Annotated in this window: 17 protein-coding genes and 1 tRNA gene; 9 read left to right on the top strand and 9 right to left on the bottom strand. The window is 58.9% G+C overall.

Annotated elements, in window-relative coordinates; all coding sequences use genetic code 11:
- Window positions 1-33: 33 nt before the first annotated feature.
- The 3 genes from zipA (at window position 34) to R0125_RS08095 (ending at window position 6,173) form a co-directional block, all read left to right on the top strand.
- Window positions 34-1,116, top strand: coding sequence for a cell division protein ZipA (gene zipA / locus R0125_RS08105; protein ID WP_317237785.1), 1,083 nt, complete (start codon window positions 34-36; stop codon window positions 1,114-1,116).
- A 77-nt stretch (window positions 1,117-1,193) separates the two neighbouring features.
- Entirely contained in the window at window positions 1,194-3,221 is a 2,028-nt protein-coding gene (gene ligA / locus R0125_RS08100) for an NAD-dependent DNA ligase LigA (protein WP_317237784.1), read from the top strand.
- A gap of 165 nt (window positions 3,222-3,386) precedes the next feature.
- Window positions 3,387-6,173 carry a hypothetical protein gene (locus R0125_RS08095; RefSeq protein WP_317237783.1) on the top strand — a complete coding sequence of 929 codons (2,787 nt, stop codon included), beginning with the start codon at window positions 3,387-3,389 and terminating at the stop codon, window positions 6,171-6,173.
- Here R0125_RS08095 and R0125_RS08090 read toward each other — a convergent pair.
- The 3 genes from R0125_RS08090 to R0125_RS08080 form a co-directional block, all read right to left on the bottom strand.
- On the bottom strand, window positions 6,170-6,805 hold the full coding sequence (locus tag R0125_RS08090; RefSeq protein ID WP_317237782.1) for a CBS domain-containing protein: 636 nt from the start codon (window positions 6,803-6,805) through the stop codon (window positions 6,170-6,172). The two genes, R0125_RS08095 and R0125_RS08090, sit on opposite strands and share 4 nt — an antisense overlap.
- 65 nt (window positions 6,806-6,870) lie before the next feature.
- Window positions 6,871-8,775, bottom strand: coding sequence for a bifunctional tRNA (5-methylaminomethyl-2-thiouridine)(34)-methyltransferase MnmD/FAD-dependent 5-carboxymethylaminomethyl-2-thiouridine(34) oxidoreductase MnmC (gene mnmC, locus R0125_RS08085; RefSeq protein ID WP_410797595.1), 1,905 nt, complete (start codon window positions 8,773-8,775; stop codon window positions 6,871-6,873).
- Complete coding sequence (locus R0125_RS08080) at window positions 8,772-9,416, bottom strand: peptidylprolyl isomerase (RefSeq protein ID WP_317237779.1); 645 nt, start codon at window positions 9,414-9,416, stop codon at window positions 8,772-8,774. The genes mnmC and R0125_RS08080 overlap by 4 nt, the downstream gene beginning before the upstream one ends.
- Window positions 9,417-9,631: 215 nt before the next feature.
- Between R0125_RS08080 and R0125_RS08075 the strand changes: the two genes are divergently transcribed.
- A complete protein-coding gene (locus R0125_RS08075) occupies window positions 9,632-10,384 on the top strand; it encodes a pilus assembly protein PilB (RefSeq protein WP_410797594.1) in 753 nt (250 codons plus the stop codon).
- Between the two features lie 54 nt (window positions 10,385-10,438).
- Here R0125_RS08075 and R0125_RS08070 read toward each other — a convergent pair whose 3' ends face one another.
- The 3 genes from R0125_RS08070 to flgA form a co-directional block, all read right to left on the bottom strand.
- Entirely contained in the window at window positions 10,439-10,909 is a 471-nt protein-coding gene (locus R0125_RS08070) for a flagella synthesis protein FlgN (protein ID WP_248183450.1), read from the bottom strand.
- 7 nt (window positions 10,910-10,916) lie between these two features.
- Window positions 10,917-11,243, bottom strand: a complete 327-nt coding sequence (flgM, locus tag R0125_RS08065) for a flagellar biosynthesis anti-sigma factor FlgM (protein WP_248183447.1) — start codon at window positions 11,241-11,243, stop codon at window positions 10,917-10,919.
- A 179-nt stretch (window positions 11,244-11,422) separates the two neighbouring features.
- Window positions 11,423-12,136 carry a flagellar basal body P-ring formation chaperone FlgA gene (gene flgA / locus R0125_RS08060; protein WP_317237776.1) on the bottom strand — a complete coding sequence of 238 codons (714 nt, stop codon included), beginning with the start codon at window positions 12,134-12,136 and terminating at the stop codon, window positions 11,423-11,425.
- Window positions 12,137-12,325: 189 nt separating this feature from the next.
- On the opposite strand from flgA, the gene R0125_RS08055 reads away from it, so the two are divergent.
- From R0125_RS08055 to R0125_RS08040, 4 genes are read left to right on the top strand one after another with little or no spacing between them, the layout of a single operon-like run.
- Entirely contained in the window at window positions 12,326-13,255 is a 930-nt protein-coding gene (locus tag R0125_RS08055) for a chemotaxis protein CheV (RefSeq protein WP_248183444.1), read from the top strand.
- A gap of 44 nt (window positions 13,256-13,299) precedes the next feature.
- Window positions 13,300-14,127: a protein-glutamate O-methyltransferase CheR gene (locus R0125_RS08050; protein ID WP_317237774.1), complete on the top strand. Its 828-nt coding sequence runs from the start codon at window positions 13,300-13,302 to the stop codon at window positions 14,125-14,127.
- 3 nt (window positions 14,128-14,130) lie between these two features.
- Window positions 14,131-15,315, top strand: coding sequence for an MFS transporter (locus R0125_RS08045; RefSeq protein WP_317237773.1), 1,185 nt, complete (start codon window positions 14,131-14,133; stop codon window positions 15,313-15,315).
- A gap of 11 nt (window positions 15,316-15,326) precedes the next feature.
- Window positions 15,327-15,944, top strand: coding sequence for a flavin reductase family protein (locus R0125_RS08040; RefSeq protein ID WP_317237772.1), 618 nt, complete (start codon window positions 15,327-15,329; stop codon window positions 15,942-15,944).
- Between the two features lie 11 nt (window positions 15,945-15,955).
- On the opposite strand, the gene R0125_RS08035 is transcribed toward R0125_RS08040, so the two are convergent.
- Complete coding sequence (locus tag R0125_RS08035; RefSeq protein ID WP_248183434.1) at window positions 15,956-16,621, bottom strand: cupin domain-containing protein; 666 nt, start codon at window positions 16,619-16,621, stop codon at window positions 15,956-15,958.
- A gap of 66 nt (window positions 16,622-16,687) precedes the next feature.
- On the bottom strand, window positions 16,688-17,218 hold the full coding sequence (locus R0125_RS08030; RefSeq protein ID WP_248183432.1) for an isochorismatase family protein: 531 nt from the start codon (window positions 17,216-17,218) through the stop codon (window positions 16,688-16,690).
- A gap of 220 nt (window positions 17,219-17,438) precedes the next feature.
- On the opposite strand from R0125_RS08030, the gene R0125_RS08025 reads away from it, so the two are divergent.
- Window positions 17,439-17,529, top strand: a tRNA-Ser gene (locus R0125_RS08025).
- A gap of 30 nt (window positions 17,530-17,559) precedes the next feature.
- Here R0125_RS08025 and R0125_RS08020 read toward each other — a convergent pair.
- The gene (locus R0125_RS08020; protein ID WP_317237975.1) at window positions 17,560-17,766 is read right to left on the bottom strand and encodes an acylphosphatase; all 207 of its coding nucleotides are present in this window, start codon (window positions 17,764-17,766) and stop codon (window positions 17,560-17,562) included.
- Between the last annotated feature and the right edge of the window lie 26 nt (window positions 17,767-17,792).

Here is a 17,792-nt window from a genome sequence, read left to right as displayed (position 1 = left end):
CGATATCCGATCCGCAAACAGGACAGCAGCACTATGTCACTAAGGGAATGGTTAATTGCCATAGGTACCCTGGTCATTATCGGCATTGTCATCGACGGTCTGCGTCGAATGAGACGGGCCAGAAAAGAGTCGATGGCAATTTCGTCCGGTATGGGCGTCAACGAACTCGATGCGTCACCGCTGGATGAGGATCACAATCCTGAACTGCCCAATGGCGGCGCCCGCACCATATCGCGGGATACCCTGGAAGAGCGGGGTTATCTGAAGCGAGAGCGGTCCAACCGGTTCGGGAGTCCGGTGCAGAAACCGACGCGGCCCATCATCAGTGATGAGGAAAAGCGTGCGCTTTCCGAACCCTACAGCGGCAATGAGACGGGCAATCCTGCCGGAAACGACCAGCAGCATGATGAGGTGCGCGAATCGGAAATCGACGACACTGGCTGGGGTGCGGTTGAGGACGATGTCGAGTACGAGGTTGCTGAGGGCCTGGTCAGCGAACCGAGAACCGGGGGCGCAAGCCAACCTGCGGCGGAGCCACAGCCTCAGGCTGATCTTGTCGCGAGCGCTGCAGAGGCCCGGAGCGCGCCTCCGCTGGTCACCAGCGAGGTAGAGGAAGATACCGCACGTCGGGAACAAATGCCGAAACGAACCGATCAGCCGTTGGCGGGTGCCAATCGTCCGGAAGCACGGGAAGTGATTGTGATCAACGTGCTGGCGCGCAACGGTGAGGACTTCAAGGGGACTGCCCTGAAAAACCTGTTCGAAGCCTGTGGTCTGGAATACGGCGATATGGACATATACCATCGCCACGAACAGTCCGACACCATCAGCCCTGTGCAATTCAGTGTGGCCAGTGCCGTTGAGCCGGGCACCTTCCGGCCCGCCGACATGCCCGGGATGGCAACCCCCGGGATCAGCTTTTTCATGAGTCTGCCTGGACCGTCCAATGCCCTTCAGGCCTTCGATTTCATGCTGGAAACAGCGCAGTGCGTGGTCCGCAACATGGGCGGTGAGCTGAAAGATGAGCGGCGCAGCGTCATGACCCCGCAAACCATCGAGCATTGTCGCCAGCGTATTCGTGAGTTCGAGCGCAAGCAGCGGTCGCATCGCCACTGACACCTACGGCGGACAACTGACGGTAAAATACCCGGTGTAATCCGGGTATTTTTTTGTAGATCCGAGGACAGACAGGTATGAGCACAGCAAACCGGGAGACGGTTAACCGGGTTCAGGCATTGCGACAGGCGATCAATGAACACAACTATCGCTATTACGTGCTGGATGAGCCGCAGGTGCCAGATGCGGAGTACGACCGTTTGTTCAGGGAACTCCAGAAGTTGGAGGCCGACAATCCTGAGCTCATCACCGAGGATTCACCCACCCGTCGGGTTGGCGTCAATGCCGAGACCAGCTTCGAGGAGGTGGTTCATCGGATCCCGATGCTGTCACTGGATAATGCTTTCAGTGATGAAGAATTGCAGGATTTCGACCGCCGGGTTCGCGACCGCCTGAAAACCGATGATCTCATCGACTACGTCTGTGAGCCGAAACTGGACGGTCTGGCGGTCAGTCTGCACTACGAGCAGGGTGCGCTCACCCGTGCCGCCACCCGCGGTGACGGCTACGCCGGCGAGGACATCACCGCTAATATCCGAACGATTCCCTCGGTACCGCTGAAGCTCCGTGGGGAGCAGGTGCCGGACCTGGTGGAGGTGCGTGGCGAAGTCTATATGCCCAAGGCGGGTTTCGAAGCCCTCAACCAGTCACTGACCAATAAGGGTGAGAAAGCCTTTGTGAATCCCCGCAATGCCGCGGCCGGTAGTCTGCGCCAGAAAAAACCGTCGGTCACCGCCCGCCGTCCACTGGAGATGTGTGCCTACAGCGCCGCGGTTACCGACGACTCCCTATTGCCCACCACCCATTGGGATACCCTGCAGCAAGTACGGGAGTGGGGGTTTCGCATCAACCCGGAAATGACCAAGGCCCGGGGTGTGGAGGCGTGCCTGCAGGCGTATCAGACGTTGATGACCAAGCGTCCCGAATTGCCTTATGAAATCGACGGTATCGTGTTCAAGGTCAACAGCCTGGAGCTGCAGCGGACGCTGGGTTTTGTGTCACGCGCACCACGCTGGGCCATTGCTCACAAGTTTCCGGCTCAGGAAGAGCTGACCGTGATCGAAGACGTCGAGTTTCAGGTCGGCCGCACCGGTGCCGTCACTCCGGTGGCGCGTCTCAAGCCGGTGTTTGTCGGCGGGGTCACCGTCAGCAACGCCACGCTGCATAACATGGATGAAATTCACCGCCTTGATGCCCGCATCGGCGACACGGTGTTCATCCGCCGCGCCGGGGATGTGATTCCACAGATCGTCAAGGTGGTCATCGAGAAGCGCCCGCCCAACGCCTGTGCGGTGGTGCTCCCCGCCACGTGCCCGGTGTGCGATTCCGACGTTATCCAGATTGAGGGCGAGGCGGTGGCCCGCTGTTCCGGCGGACTGTTCTGCCCGGCCCAGCGCAAGGAAGCGATTCGTCATTACGCGTCCCGTAAAGCTCTGGACATTGAGGGTCTGGGTGACAAGTGGATAGATATCCTGGTGGACAGGAACATGGTGAAAACCGTGGCTGATCTGTACCGGCTGACCAAAGCGGATCTCACCGGTCTGGAACGGATGGGAGAGAAGTCCGCGAGCAATCTTCTGGGGGCCATCGACAAGTCCCGCAATCCGGTACTGTGGCGATTCGTCTACGCGCTGGGAATCCGCGAAGTGGGTGAGGCGACCGCCAAGGCGCTGGCCAGCTATTTTGGTACCCTGGAGGCGATGGCAGAAGCGGATGAAGAGACGCTGCAGCAGGTGCCTGACGTAGGGCCGATTGTCGCCGGGCATATCCGCAGTTTTTTTGACCAGTCCCACAACCAGGAAATCCTCGAGGCCCTTCGCAGTGCTGGTGTTCAGTGGCAAACGGAGGAAATCACCGCACAGGCGAGACCGCTGCAGGGAGAAACCTGGGTGCTTACCGGCACGTTGTCCACGATGACCCGGGATGAGGCCAAAGCGCAGCTCGAGCAACTCGGCGCGAAGGTCGCCGGCAGTGTGTCCCGTAAAACCACGTGCGTGGTCGCCGGCGAGGCGGCCGGATCAAAACTCACCAAAGCGGAATCCCTCGGGGTCCGGGTCCTGGACGAGACCGATTTCCAGTCGTTCCTTCAGGCCCAGCAGGCATAGCCACTCGGGCCGGGATACCGGGCCCGGCCTTTCAATCTGAGAACTCGCGCAGATCCCCTCAGGGATAAATTGATTACCATGGCGTTGCTCTGTAACGGTGTGTAAAGCTGTGATGTGACGCCGCTTGGCCACCGATAATAACAACGCCTTGAAACGGACTTTTCCATGCGCGCCGATTCGCTACCCCGCATTGCCTGCTCTCTGGGCCGCTACGGCCTGCTTCTCGCGGCAACCCTGATCGCCACCGGATGTAAGACGGACACCGGGCCTGATGACCCCACCATTCTGGGTGATCCCCCGACCGAGGCCTACCTCGGTGTGGAGTACTACTACAATTTTGGTGCCTTTGGCGGTGAGCGTATCCTCGATTTTTCCCTCACCAATGCGCCGTCCTGGCTGGCTTTGGAAGACACCAGCAACAAAGCGCGGCCGGGAATTATCATGCGTGGTGTGCCAGGGCTTAGCGGCGGCGCCCGCGGTGATGCGGACCTCGGCAAGCAGGAAAACATCAATTTGCTGACAACGGACGGCGAGCGTGCAGGAATGCAGCCGTTCGATATTGAGGTCAAGCGCAATCCGTTGTCACTGGAATCCGACACGTTTATTGAAGGCAAGGTATCCGAGGCTCCCGAAGAGGCCGACAACCGCTGTCAGGCGCCAGATCTTGAGAGCACCGGATCTCACAGCTACGAGATCAACCTGTTTGATGAGTCCGGCGAAGTCACGGCCACGGAGCCTCGCACCGGCAAAACCACGCCGATGCTGGTGAAAGTGTTGCTCGAGCAGCCTTCCGTGACCCGGGTCGCGGTGGCCTTCGAATTGACGTCTGAATTCGACCCTGAGGCATGCGATCAGGACTTCCTCCCCGATCACCAGCGCTGCGAAGAGGGCGATGCCAACCGTGACGAGGCCATGATCGGGCGCGATATCGTGGCGCTTGGCAGCGACAGCGCAGGCCGCCTGCCGATTCCCGATTACCTCCGTTATGAGCGTGATGACAACAACGTGTATTCCCGGGGGGTAGTGACTCTGGAGCCCGGTATTACGGAGTGCTACATCCGCCTCGAAGTGGTTGATGACACGGTACCGGAGCCGTCAGAGTCACTGCGCCTGACCCTCACCGAAATACGCAGCGGGCTGGCGGCGCTTGGGCCGTCCGACACCGGGGTGCGGACCACTCTGGTGATCGATGACAACGAGCCGGTGGTGCGGCTGGAAACTCTGGAGGGCCGGCATCGCGACGCCATCAGCGTGGGCACCGAGCGCGAATTCGTGGCGGTATTGACGGGTGAGCGAGGGGGAAGCATCCGCGCCCGGCTCGCCGAGACTGAGGACTCAGTAGCCAAGGCCGGTGACTACGTCATCAGAACCCGCAACGAGGAAGATCTGTGGGTGGAGGATCCGACGCTGACCTTCCCGCTGGGTGTGGATCGCATTCGTTTCCGTGTCTTTATACCCGATGATTACACCAATCCGGGCCTGAACGACAGGTTTTTGTTGTTGGCGCCAGACCAGCACTACCAGGCGGGGCGTGAAAACTTTGCGGGCTCAGCCGATGATGCCGAAATGCGGCTCAACATCAACGAACTGCTGACACCCCTTGCCCTGAACGACGGCAATGCCTTCGTACCCACGGATTTGACCGTCGGTCACGACGGCAGACTGTTTGTGGCGGGTTATGACAGTGACGCGGACGACCGGGTGCTGGTGCGGATTTATGATCAGAAAGGCTCATTGTTGCAGGAAGTGCCCGTATCGGACGCTACGGTTGTGCTCAATCAGCCAGACCCGGTGATTGCCTTTGTCCAGCGGACGGTGACCCGGGACAACACCCGCGTTGACCGTTTCGAGTTTGCGGTGTCCTATCAGGCAGTGAACGACATACCGGGTCAGTCCTCCAGCGGTGGGCGGGATGCGGTAACCACGCTGTTCTGGTTCGACTCTGCCCAGCCCGCCGGCAGTGAGTACGTGGAACTGTGGACCCTCAGGGCCGGCACCGGCGGCCATGACGATCCTCGTTGGGTGGGCATTAATGACAGTAATGGTGCGGTTTTTGTCGCCGGTGAAACGACGGGACGTTGGCCCGGTCAGACCCGTGGTGGCGGGCAGGACAGTTTTCTGCAGCGCATTGATACGGTGATTGACGGTGATGCACGGGTTCCGGACATAGCGTGGACGCGTCAAACCGGGTCCAGCGCGGATGACAGCGTGGTTGCCGGAAGCGCAGCGACCGCCAGCGCCTATCTGTTCGGTTCGACCAATGGAGCCATCGGCGAAAGTGGCGGACAGGGTATGTCAGATGGTTTCTTCTACAGTGCCTCTACCGCCGAAGGTGCCCTCAACGTCTATCAGGTTGGTACAGACGGCGGCGAGGTGGTGGCCGATGGTCTCTACACCCCCAGCAACCTATGGTTACTGGGAGACAGCAATCGCAACTACATCATCCAAGAGCAGGACGAGGGCAATAACATTCTGGTGGGTGAGCCGCTGAGCGGCACTAACGGGTTCATTCTGGGTTATTCATCGACCGGCAGCGTGAACCGGGCATTTTCTTTCGGATCCGAGGATCGTACCGGAATGGAAACATTCCGCTCGTTACTGTTGTTTGATGGCGATCTGATTGCTGCCGGGTCAACCACGGGTGCTTTTGTTGACGGCGCGGCGAGTGGCGCCACGCAAGCCATTCTCGGCCGAATGGACCCTGATGGAAAACCGGAAGAGGGCGACCGAGATGCCGATCCGGATGAGAGGGATGCCGTAGCAGAGGAAGACACCGGCACCGAGATTGCCACAGAACTCTGGCGCGTGCAGCACCTCGCTGACGATGCCGGGTTCCGGGTGATCGCGAATTACCGGGATGATGAGATCGTTGCGCTGTTTCGGCAAACGGTGGGCGGCAACGTGCAGTGGAGTGTCCTTCTGTTCTCTGGTGAAGGGGTGAAACTGAACTAGACCATGCCGTGCTTGCCACCCACGCTGGCATAGAGCTTAAGATAGTCGGTGCTGGTGACAATACCGGATGGACTGCCGGCCTGATCAACCACGAGTGCCGCATTCAGTTGGTGGGCAAGCATCAGCCGCGCCAACTGATGAGCATCTGTCTCCGGGGAGGCGGTCAGGAAAGCCGGCAACTCCACGTGCACCAGACTGTGGCTCATAGCGTCGGCGTTGCTCTCGTGCAGCCACGTGAGCAGCCAGCGCAGATCAATCAGCCCTGCCACGTTGTCCTGCGCGGTGACGACCAGGTGATGGACGCCGTGATCGTCCATGTGGGTCAGCGCTTCGGCAACGGTGGCGGTGGCAGGTAACGAATACAACGCCGGCGTGCACAGCGAAAAAACCGGCAGATAACTGCGCTGGTCCCAGGGCTCGGTTGCCGCCGCTGCCCCATATTCCTCCAGGGCACGGTGATGCCCCGCTGAATAGCTGGCTTGCTGGAATTCGGCATCCGTCACCTCGCTATGGCCGGTATTGATCGGTTGCGATTCGGTCATTTCAGTGACATCACCCACGCGCCGTCCGCGGAATACTTCCGGTAATCGGGTGCCGACAGGTCTGCCGGGTTCACTGACAAAAATGGCCATAGGTATTCTCCAGAACGTAATCCCCGTTGCCGGTGTATCGGCCGCTGCCAGATTTTCTTAAGTCACTAATTCGCCTGATCTGCCGGAACAGGCCGAAAACAGCGCCCTGGCTCAACCCGTCGTACCAGCGAAGACGGCAGGCAGCGAGGCTCCCCGGTGATCACGTCGGCCAGGTACTCCGCCAGCAGGGGAGAATAGGTCAGTCCTTTACTGCCGAAACCGGTCAAAAGAAACAGGTGTCCCAAGTCGATGTCTGCTATTCCTGACAGTTCTCCTGCGACCGGCTGATAGTCATGAGTTGTGCAGCGAAAGCCGACTCGCCCTGCCAGCTGCCCGCCATCCATGGGTTCGTGCTGCCAGATGCCCGGGAGCATGGCCGTCAATTCGGCTACATTCTCACGGTGGCTGGCGGCGCTCTCCGCCGGCGAGAGATCGTGCAGGTCGAAGGTGGCCCCCGTTACTGCGACCCCGTTGCTGGCGGGATTGATGTAACGCGGCCCGCAGATTACCGCTCCTGGGGAATTTATGATGGACGCCGGCAGGTGGCTTACCTGACCCCGGATGGGCTTCAGGCGGAACATGCCCTGTTGAGGATCCAGAGGAATGAGCGCCGGCGTTTCGTGGCCCCCGCAGATGACGACCCGGTCCGCCTGCTGGATCTGATCGCCGGCCAGGACTCGCCAGCCATCGTCGTTGCGCTCAAGATGGCTCACTTCGCTGGAAAAAAGGTGCTGGATTCCTGGATGCTGGCTTAAATGCTGGCACAGCAACGCCGGTTGCAGCCAGCCGCTGTGAGCAAACCAGAGACCGCCGTCGGCGACGTTGAGACCACAGAGTTTGCTGGCCCGCTCGGCAGACACAGGCTGCACCACCTCCGGTGGGTAGTCGTTGCGAAGGGTGAAACGCTGCTGGCGCTCATGCTCCTGTGGGCCAAAGGCCATCTGGAAAAGCCCGGTAGGGTGCCAGCCATCGCCCCGGAACGGCTCGTAATATCGCTGGCTGAACAGTAGCGCAGAGAGCGCGAGTTGGGTCTGGGCGTTGAATTCCACCCCGAGTTTCACATACAGGGCGCCCTGCAGGTTGCCGGACGCCGCTGCACCGGGGCCGGATGCGCGGTCGATGAGCGTGACGCTCACTCCCCTTGACGCAAGATTGGCCGCCAGCAAGCAGCCTGCGATGCCGGCTCCGATAATGGCAACAGATCGGGGAGGGGGCGCCAGCGAAGACGCTGCAATAGCCGGGCGGTCTGCAAGTTCGCCATGCAGCATCTCCCGCTTGCGCCCGAAGCCGGCGGTTTTAGTCATCCTGAATCCACACGCAGTCAGCGCGCGGCGAACGCTGCCCACCGACGTGAAAGTCGCCAGCGTCGCTCCGGGTTTGCTGTGCTGGCGGACAAGGTGCATGGTGTCTTCCAGCCACATCTCCGGGTTGATGGCCGGCGCGAATCCGTCCAGAAACCAGGCGTCCGCCTGGAAGTCCAGCTCGCGCCAGCCATCCGTCACATCACCGAGGTAGAGGGTGAGCCTGACACGGCCGTGATCGAGCAGGATGCGATGAACGCCGGTGATCAGCGGCGGGTAATGTGCCACCAGTTGATCGGACAGTTCCGCAAGCTCCGGCCACAGGCTCAGGGCCCGCTGCAGGTCTTGCCGGCTCAACGGGTAGCGCTCCACCGATACGAAATGCAGGCGTGCACCGGGTGCGGGGCAATGCGCCCTGAACGCTTGCCAGGCGGCGAGGAAACTCAGGCCGGTGCCGAAGCCGCTTTCACCAATGACGAATGACGAGCGGTTCCTGAGATTGGCGAACCGCTCGTTCAGTCGATTATGCGTGATGAAGATGTATCGGGCTTCTGCCAGACCGTTGCCACGGTTGAAATAGACATCGCCAAAAGCCCGGGACTCAGGCACACCGTCCTGCCAATCAATCTCCGCCGGCTCCAGCGAAGGTAGTTTCGGCGAGTTCATCAGTCGGCGGTTTGGCCATCTTGTTGAGCTCCGCGGATGACCGAAACCCGCTCAATCACGATGGGGTCGCGGGGAACATCCGCCATGCCGCCGGAATATCCGGTCCGGGCGCCGGCGATGGCGTCAACCACACCGAGACCCCCGGTGACCTTGCCGAACACCGCGTATCCCCATTTTCTGGGATTGTCGGTGGTATTGAGGTAGCCGTTATCCACCACGTTGATGAAAAACTGGGATGTCGCGGAGTGTGGCTGTCCGGTGCGTGCCATGGCGATGGTGCCCCTGAGGTTTTTCAGGGTCGGGCTGCCTTCGTTCCGAATCGACTGGCCAGTGTTTTTGCGACCAAGATTCTTGTCAAAGCCGCCACCCTGAATCATGAAACCGGGTATGACCCGGTGAAAGATGGTGCCGTTGTAAAAGCCACTTTCAGCGTACTCGATAAAATTCCGCACGGTTTCCGGGGCGACGTCGGGGCGCAGCATCAGTTCAATCACACCCTCGCTGGTTTCCATTCGTACCAGCGGCAGATTCTCGTTGGCGCTGATGGTTTCTTCAGCCGCCGCCATCGCGGGCAGAATTGTAGAAGCGAGCAACAACAGGAGGGCCTGAATCACAGAAACTGTGGGTTTTACCGTATTTGTCATTTGAGTCGGGTGCACCGTGTGAGCTCCGTCAGTCATCCCTGCAATAATGCAGGCGTTTGAAGGGTTTGTGTGGATGTTAGCAGAATTAGAAGGTATTACGGCGATTCCCTATGCGCAGATCGGGGTCATCGTCTAACCTATTATCAGATTGTTGTACAACACACGTCACTGAGCCGGGCTGTACGGTTATCGATACAACGGATTGGGGGAACATGGTGAGAATCCGTCAGGGTTTTGAGGAAAAATCACGGCTTGGTCTGCTGCTGGTCAATCGCGGATACCTCTCTGAGGGCCAATTGGAAAATGGTCTGCGCTTGCAGCGCGACACCGGGCAGCGTCTTGGTGAGGTGCTGGTGCAGGCAGGCTGGATCAGCGAGCGGGAGCTGCAGCGGGTTCTCAAGCACCAGTCCCGATACCGCAATGCCGCGGCGCTGTTTACCATGGTGACGTTACCATTCCAGCCTCTGGTCAGCTTTGCCGCCTACAGCGGAAGCGAGACGGCGTCCGCGAGTGAACAAGGGCCGGGGGAGCTCTATGCCCAGCCTGGGCTGTCGGCACTGGACGATGTCGAACTGGCCGCGATTGCCGGGCAGGGCGATCCCACATTGCTGCAGCGCATTGAATCCGTGTCACGTATGCCGGGGGCCGTGGACGAGGTAAAGGGCAAGAACCTGGCTGAGGGTGTGGATGTCATTGAAGGCATACGGCTGACCGCAAACATTTTTGTGCCGGTTCTCAATTTCCTGGATTCGGACCTGACCATTACCGGCGTGCATTACCGCAAGGACACGCCGCGCTATCAGGTGCGCAGCGATGGCGGTCTCGTGCTCGCATTCCCGGAACGGATAAAGCAGATCCGCATGGACAACATCCGCGTCAGCGGTGGGCAAACGCCGGCCTTTGGAAACGTCAGTATTAACGACATCCGCTTTCATCCGGATTCTCGGATGACCATCTACACCCGCTGACCGACACGACACCTTCAACCGGCGCCGCGTCTGTTGCGGCTGATCAAAGTGTGATCAGGCGCTGGCGAGAATGGTCCGGTCAGACAGGCCGGTCTGTTCCCCATGGGAGCCATAGAGCTTCTGTTGGCTGCTGGCTCCCCGGAAAATGTCGGTCAGCCGGGTCAGGCGTTTTTGCAGGTGGCTGATGACGCGGCCGTTGTTCTGGTTGAGTTCCTGGCAAAAGGTCAGGCGTTCATTGGCTTCCGCCCACAGGGTAGCCAGCTCCGTCAACCCGGCACTGCGGATAAAACGGGATGGTGCGCCGCTTTCAGGCCGGTAGCCCATCGCTACCAGGTGATGGATCTTCTGCTTGGCGCGATCACGTATCGCTTGCAGGATCGCGTTCTTTTCCCCGGTCAGGGATTGGAGAGATGGCATGTCTGTGGTTGAAAGGCAGGTTTGCTCCTGCTCCAGCAGTTCCGCCAGGTTCTGAAGCTGGCGGATATCCTGAGACAGAAGGTCTTTCAGTTCATCGATTGCGGCCATGATTTACTCACCCGAAAATGCTTTCATCCATCTCAAGCATTTTCTGGGCCAGCTTTTCAGCGTCAATCTTGTAAGAGCCGTCAGCCAGGGCTGCACGAATCTGTTCGATGCGGTCGTCATCCATCTCGGGGTAATCACCGAGCTTCTGCTCCAACTGCTTCAGGTTCTTCGCCTGACTGCTCAGATTCACGTTCTCACCGCGAGCGTCCGATGCCTGCCCCTTCGCCTGTTCAGGCGATGCTGGCTGGGTGTTCTGCGTGGAGGCAGACTTGTCGGCCGTGGTTCTCTGGGTGTTGACCTGGCCGGGGCCAATTCCATTAAAGTCAACTGACATATCGGTACCTGCTTACCTTGTTAGCTGTCCAACGACAGCATTCGCGAATTTTATACTTGCGTATCGGCGGCCCGTTGCAAAACTTTAGGATTTTTTTTGCGCTGACAAAAGAATTTTCGTTAGTGTGCGGCTTTACCGTCGGCAAGGTCTTGCCGCTTGCGGAAAAGGCCCTCCGCTGATCACATAGGTATTTCGACCTGGCCCGGCGCTGTAACCCGGGCTTTTACGGTGCGTGACGATGACAGGTTCTCTACCAGAACCTGGTCGCCGACGCTGGCGTCCGCGAGGGCCTTGCCCCGGGAGTTCACTGAAAAATTGCCGCTTCGGGCGGTGATCATAACATGGTCACCCCGTGCGACAGCCGCAGGAGCGGAGAGAAGGTCCGGCGTCATGAGTGTGCCGGTGTTCACTCCGCGCCGCATTTCCATCCCGACAAGCTGATCCGGATCGGTAATAACGCCGCGGCGCGTTGCATTGACGGTGACCCGCTCGGCTTTAATCAGGCCGCTTGTCACTTTTTCGCCTCGCGCCAGAGGGCGCGCAGCGACGAGGCCATCACCGTCGATGGTGACCGTGGTGTTCAGAAACATCCGCCAGGGGCGATCACCGCTGCAGGCGACCTGAAGGGTTGGCTGTGTAGTTTTCCACACGTCACTGCTGAAACTGACCGCCAGTGGCCTGTTGCAGGTAGCGAGGGCCAGCCGGCTGTCCAGCCGACCGGTTTTGTAGGCCACAGCAAAGCCACGCTTTTCCTGTTCAGCGCTGAACGCGTTCAGAAAGCCGTTCGCGGCGCGCTTGATCTGGGCGGCCGTGGTGTTGGCCGCCTGCAGTTCGGGTGACGCTGAAGCCAGCATTGCCATGGCCAACGTTGCGACAAAAATCGTGGTGCGCATAAGCAGTAGTTTGTCCTATGCTATCGGTATTGAGGCAAAAAACCGGCCCGTCCTTCAGGATTCCGGCTGGCTGCCGTTAATCGTATTTAGCGAGTCAAAAAACCGGCGATCCTTGGCGTTTAGACCGGCAATGACAAAAAATCAGCAAAATACATGCCGGTATCAAGTGGCAGTTTCGGGAGAGACGCAATGGCAGGGGTACTCGATAGTGTTAATCAGCGGACGCAGCTGGTAGGGCAGAATCGCCTGGAGCTGCTGCTGTTCCGCCTTCGTGGCCGGCAGATGTACGGCATCAACGTTTTCAAGGTCAAGGAAGTGTTGCAATGCCCCAGGTTGTCGTCGATTCCCAACAGCCGCAGCATGGTGCGGGGCGTTGCCCATATCCGTGGTGAAACCATTCCCATCATTGATCTGGCCATGTCGATACGGATGCCGGGTATCCCGCAGGAGGAGCTGGCCACCAGCTTCGTGATCATCACGGAATACAATCGTAAAATTCAGGGCTTCGTGGTGGCAGGCGTAGACCGGATTATAAACATGAATTGGGAAGACATGCTCCCACCACCGAAGGGCGCCGGCACGGAGATTTACCTGACCGCCGTCACGAAAGTTGACGACAAACTAGTAGAAATCATTGACGTAGAAAAGATTCTTGCAGAAGTTTCTCCGCTGAAGGATGATGTGTCCGAAGAAATTCGTACCAGAAGCGCGCAACGGGTTGCCGGGCATCTTCCGGTGTTGGTGGTAGACGATTCCTCGGTGGCCCGCCGGCAGATCGAGCGCTGCCTGACAGCCATCGGCATGGAGGTAATCACCCGTGATGACGGTAAGCAGGCACTGGATTATCTGAAGCAGATCACCGCGGACGGATCAAAAGCCAGCGACCACCTGTCGTTGATGATTTCGGATGTCGAAATGCCGGAAATGGATGGCTACACCCTGGTGACCCGTTGTAAGAGTGATCCGGCCATCCAGGATATCTTTATCATGCTCCATACCTCACTCAGTGGAGTCTTCAACACCGCGATGGTACAGAAGGTGGGTGCAGATGTGTTCATGGCCAAGTTCAGTGCTGATGAGCTGGCAGAGAAAGTGATGGAGATCATCGACAGGGAATAGATTGTGCCCCTGACGTCCTTTGTTTCACCTGACGCAGAGATTCAATGAAAGCGGACATTACGCCACAGGAATATGAGGCCTTTAAAACGTTCCTGCAGGATGCGTGCGGCATATTGCTTGGTGAGAACAAGCAGTATCTGGTGAAAAGCCGCCTGCGCCGAATTCTCGAGGAAAACCAGCTCACGACCCTGGGTGAATTGCTGGACCGGCTGAAACGGTCCGGCCGCAGCAACCTGCGGGAAGTGGTCATTGATGCGATGACCACTAATGAAACGCTCTGGTTTCGTGACAACCATCCCTTCCGCATCCTTCAGGACAAACTGCTTCCGGAATTCGCCGAGCGTCAGTCGCTCCAGCCCCTCAGAATGTGGTCTGCCGCAAGCTCAACGGGGCAGGAGCCCTATTCGGTTGCAATGATCATTGAAGAGTTCCGGCGGCAGCGACCGGGGAAGCTCAGGGATGTGAAAATCACCGCCACCGACATATCCAAAAGCGTTCTGGAGGTGGCCCGCAAGGGCGAATACGAGATGATCGCGATCGGACGCGGGTTGTCTACCGAGCGGCAGAAGCAGTTTTTTACGCCTTCTCCCAGTGGTGGATGGCAGATCCGGCCCCAGATCAAGAGCATGGTCGAGTTCAAGGAACTGAACCTGCTTGAGCGGTACATGCTGGGGAAGTTTGACGTTGTGCTGTGCCGGAACGTGCTGATCTACTTCTCGGCGGAACTGAAGAAAGACATCCTCACTCGCATCCACGCCACCCTGAATCCTGGCGGCTATCTGATTCTCGGTGCGTCCGAGTCATTGAATGGCCTGCCGCATCTCTACGAAATGGTGCAATGCCACCCGGGAATCATTTACAGGAAGAAATAAGCCATGCCTCTGAATGTCTGGGTACTGGTGGCCGCTCAAGCGCTGGCGATGTGCACTGCGCCTTTCGTCGTTTTCATCGGGAGTATTCAGGGGCGGCTGTTGGCCCCGTCGATCGAGTACGCGACGCTGCCGGTCGGCCTCGTTGTGGTCGGCACCGTGCTGGCGATCAAACCCGCTACCTGGCTCATGGAACGCGTTGGCCGCAAGCAGGTAATGCTGCTGGGAGCGGTTATGGGCATTCTGACGGGGTTGCTCGGTACCCTGGCGTCCTGGCAGGGATCGTTTCCATTGCTGTGCCTCGCCGCCGTAATCGGCGGCACCGGGCTGGCCGTGGTTCATCAATACCGATTTGCGGCGATGGAGTCGGTGCCCACCGAACTTGCCGGTTCCGCCGCTGCCCGGGTGTTGCTGGGCGGGTTGGTGGCGGCCTGGCTGGGGCCGGAAATTGCGGGCATTGGCAGCGGCCCGGATGAGGCGTTTCCCTTTCTGACCAGTTGGTTTGGCCTCGCGATCGTTCAGGGCGTTGCGCTGATAATTCTGGCAGCAGGCTACCGTGCCCGGGGAGAGCTGGTTCGTGAATCCCAGCCCGGGGGCGGCAGACCTTTGCCCGAGGTGCTGGCCAATCCGCTGGTCTGGGCCGCGATCAGCGCAGCGGCCATTGGCTATGCGGTAATGAGCTTTATCATGACTGCGACACCGCTTAGCATGACCGAGTCAGTCGGGCACGATTTTGACGATGCCAAACGGGTCATTCAACTCCACATCATGGCCATGTACCTGCCGTCATTGATCAGTGGCTGGTTGATCCGTGTCGTGGGTCTGCCGCTGATGATGACTGCCGGGCTGCTGGCCTGCCTTGGTTGCGTATTGCTGGCCGCCAGCGGCATCAGTTTCCACCATTACCTCAGCGCCTTGGTGTTACTGGGTATTGGCTGGAATTTCCTGTTTGTGGGCGGGACAACCCTTTTGCCCAGGGGGTACAGGGAGTCGGAGCGGTTCCGGGTTCAGGGTTTGAATGACATGCTGGTATTCGGCGCCCAGGCGACGGCGGCGCTGTCTGCGGGCGCCGCGCTGAGCTGGCTGGGCTGGGGCGGGCTGGTCATGTTGGCTGTGCCATTCCTCGTGCTTCATGGTGTACTGATGATCTTCTGGCTGACCCGTGCACGTACGCCTGAGATTGCTGACTGAAGGAGAGCGCAATGCTGATAGATCTGGATGGCATGGCACCACAAGATGCCTATCACCTGCTGACGCAAACGGTGATTCCGCGGCCTGTGGCGTGGGTGCTGAGCGAGAACCCCGAGGGCGACTACAACCTGGCGCCATTCTCGTTTTTTACGCCGATCACCAGTAATCCGCCACTGCTGATGATTTCCGTTGGCAGGAAGCCGGGGGAGGGTGTGTCCAAAGATACCCGGGTCAACATTGAAGCGCGCAAGCATTTTGTGGTTCACATCGCCCATCGCGGTCTTGCGTCTGCCGTGACCGAATCGTCCCGTTCGCTACCCCATGGTGACTCCGAACTCGCTAATCTTGACCTGGAACTGGCTGACTTTGAGGGCGCTGAGCTGCCTCGCCTGAAGGATTGTCACGTCGCATTTGCGTGTGAGCTTTACGAGATCAAGGAGATTGGCGAAGCGCCCCAGTCACTGGTGTTCGGAAAGGTGACGCGGGTATGGGTGTCCGATGACGTTATCCGCCACGATAACAAGAACCGAATGACCTTCGACGGTGCCACTATCGACCCGATCGGACGTCTCGGGGGCAGTGAATACGTCACATTCGGAGAGGTTTTCAAGATACCCCGGCCCTCCTGACGTCCGGCGGGTCAGTGACCTGCCGGTTCCGCGAGTAAATGACCGGTCTTCACCCAGATGACCGTTTCCTGATCGACAAACGGGTGGTGCTGACTGAGGTGAGGGCTTCGTAACCAGGTGCCCTCCGGGTAGCGACCGTGCTCATCGCAAAACTCGCCGGAAAGGACGAAGATTTCTTCACCACCAAAATGCCTGTGAGGTTGAAATACCTCGTTGGCTGGCCATTTTACCAGAGCCACATGCTCGTGCTCGAATCCGTGGAGCGGCATCACCTGCAGGCCTCCGATGCCCGGAAGCCAGGGTGTTGTGTTGGTATCAATCCGCACGGTGGCCAGGTCCCGCGGATCAAACTGGTGAAGCTTGACCAACAGGGAGCAGCCGTCTTTGCTGAACGGGGCGTGACCGGTGCCCGGTGGATTACGCAGATAGGTGCCCGCGGGATAATCGCCGGTCTCATCGGAAAAGACACCGTCCAGAACGAGGATCTCTTCCCCCAGAGGGTGCTCGTGGCGCTTGAATGAGGCGCCGGGCTCATAGCGCACCACGCTGGTGGCGTGTCCTCGCTCTGCCTCTTCCCGCGCGAGGGGTTTGCGCAGAACGCCGCCGGCCGGGCTGGGCACCCATTCCTGTTCGGCGGTCCTGACCACAACCCTGCGGGAAAAATCCATGTTAAGCATCGTAACCCCTATGGCAACTGTGGTTTCCAGCGACAGACTACGTCGGTAACCGGCAGGCGGATGTTTCTACTTGATCAGCGCCTGTATGTTCCTGAATTGCGGGTGTTGGCAGTGACGCATCCATTCGAACGCCACCATTTCCACGGTAACGATCCGGGCACCGCTTTCGCTCAGCCGATCCAGTGCCACGTCACGGTCGAACTCATTGCGTGAGCCGGTCGCATCGGCTACCACCCAGACCTTGAAGCCGGCATCAAGCAGGCTCAGAGCCGTTTGCATCATGCATACATGGGTCTCGCAACCGCCAATAACGATCTGCTGGCGACCCTCGGGGAGTGCGTCGATCAGGCCATCGGGGCAGGCGTCAAAATAGACTTTCGCAATTGTCTGGTCGCACAGCTCGCGCACATCGGCCACGTTATGGCCGAGCTTGTCAGGGAGTTGTTCCGTTCCCACCACGGGAACATCAAGCAGGCCTGCCAGGGTGGCCAGAGTGAGGCATTGATGGATCACGTCACCGCCATGGCTGATCGCCGGCATCAGCTTCTCCTGAAGATCAACGAGTACAAGGATGGATTGTTCGGCTTTCATCAACATGGGAGCTCCCGGGACTGGCAGGGGTGTGGGTGGCTGGGCTCGGCCGTTTTCTGGTTCCTGTCTGATAGTAGCCCGCAAACCGCCTGATCGTTAAGCAATCCGCCGGCGGGGTAATAATTTTTTATGGATTTATCCGGTGGCAGTTGCCAAACGCCTGAAAATTCATTAGAGTTTGCGCCCTCAAATGAGTGACGACGTTGCTGATTTGGAACAGGTTATTGGAGAGGTGGCCGAGTGGCTGAAGGCGCACGCCTGGAAAGTGTGTATACGTTAATAGCGTATCGAGGGTTCGAATCCCTCTCTCTCCGCCAACATGAAACCCCAGCGTTCGCTGGGGTTTTTTATTGGGTCTGAAAATCCCGGAATCCGTCCACAGAGGCTTCAGACTCTGTCACCCGAACGTCCGAAACGCGCGCTGATGGTGGCCCCTGGGTGCACCATTCCTTGAGCGCCTGGAGTTGCCCGACGTCACCCTCGGCCACTATGTCCACGCGCCCATCCGCCCTCCTTCCCCAACAAAAAGCCGTTACCGCTAAACGAAATGTAATTCAAAGCATTTGGTGACGCCATGCCG

It is taken from the genome of Marinobacter sp. M-5 (genome assembly GCF_032911545.1).
GTDB lineage: Bacteria > Pseudomonadota > Gammaproteobacteria > Pseudomonadales > Oleiphilaceae > Marinobacter > Marinobacter goseongensis.
The sequence above is the reverse complement of the archived record's forward strand: the minus strand, read 5'-3'. Positions and strand labels throughout refer to the sequence as shown.

Coding starts and splice junctions, on each gene's coding strand:
- zipA (WP_317237785.1), top strand. CDS start 34: ATGTCACTAAGGGAATGGTTAATTGCCATAGGTACCCTGGTCATTATC.
- ligA (WP_317237784.1), top strand. CDS start 1,194: ATGAGCACAGCAAACCGGGAGACGGTTAACCGGGTTCAGGCATTGCGA.
- R0125_RS08095 (WP_317237783.1), top strand. CDS start 3,387: ATGCGCGCCGATTCGCTACCCCGCATTGCCTGCTCTCTGGGCCGCTAC.
- R0125_RS08090 (WP_317237782.1), bottom strand. CDS start 6,805: ATGGCCATTTTTGTCAGTGAACCCGGCAGACCTGTCGGCACCCGATTA.
- R0125_RS08080 (WP_317237779.1), bottom strand. CDS start 9,416: ATGACAAATACGGTAAAACCCACAGTTTCTGTGATTCAGGCCCTCCTG.
- R0125_RS08070 (WP_248183450.1), bottom strand. CDS start 10,909: ATGGCCGCAATCGATGAACTGAAAGACCTTCTGTCTCAGGATATCCGC.
- flgM (WP_248183447.1), bottom strand. CDS start 11,243: ATGTCAGTTGACTTTAATGGAATTGGCCCCGGCCAGGTCAACACCCAG.
- flgA (WP_317237776.1), bottom strand. CDS start 12,136: ATGCGCACCACGATTTTTGTCGCAACGTTGGCCATGGCAATGCTGGCT.
- R0125_RS08055 (WP_248183444.1), top strand. CDS start 12,326: ATGGCAGGGGTACTCGATAGTGTTAATCAGCGGACGCAGCTGGTAGGG.
- R0125_RS08050 (WP_317237774.1), top strand. CDS start 13,300: ATGAAAGCGGACATTACGCCACAGGAATATGAGGCCTTTAAAACGTTC.
- R0125_RS08045 (WP_317237773.1), top strand. CDS start 14,131: ATGCCTCTGAATGTCTGGGTACTGGTGGCCGCTCAAGCGCTGGCGATG.
- R0125_RS08040 (WP_317237772.1), top strand. CDS start 15,327: ATGCTGATAGATCTGGATGGCATGGCACCACAAGATGCCTATCACCTG.
- R0125_RS08035 (WP_248183434.1), bottom strand. CDS start 16,621: ATGCTTAACATGGATTTTTCCCGCAGGGTTGTGGTCAGGACCGCCGAA.
- R0125_RS08030 (WP_248183432.1), bottom strand. CDS start 17,218: ATGTTGATGAAAGCCGAACAATCCATCCTTGTACTCGTTGATCTTCAG.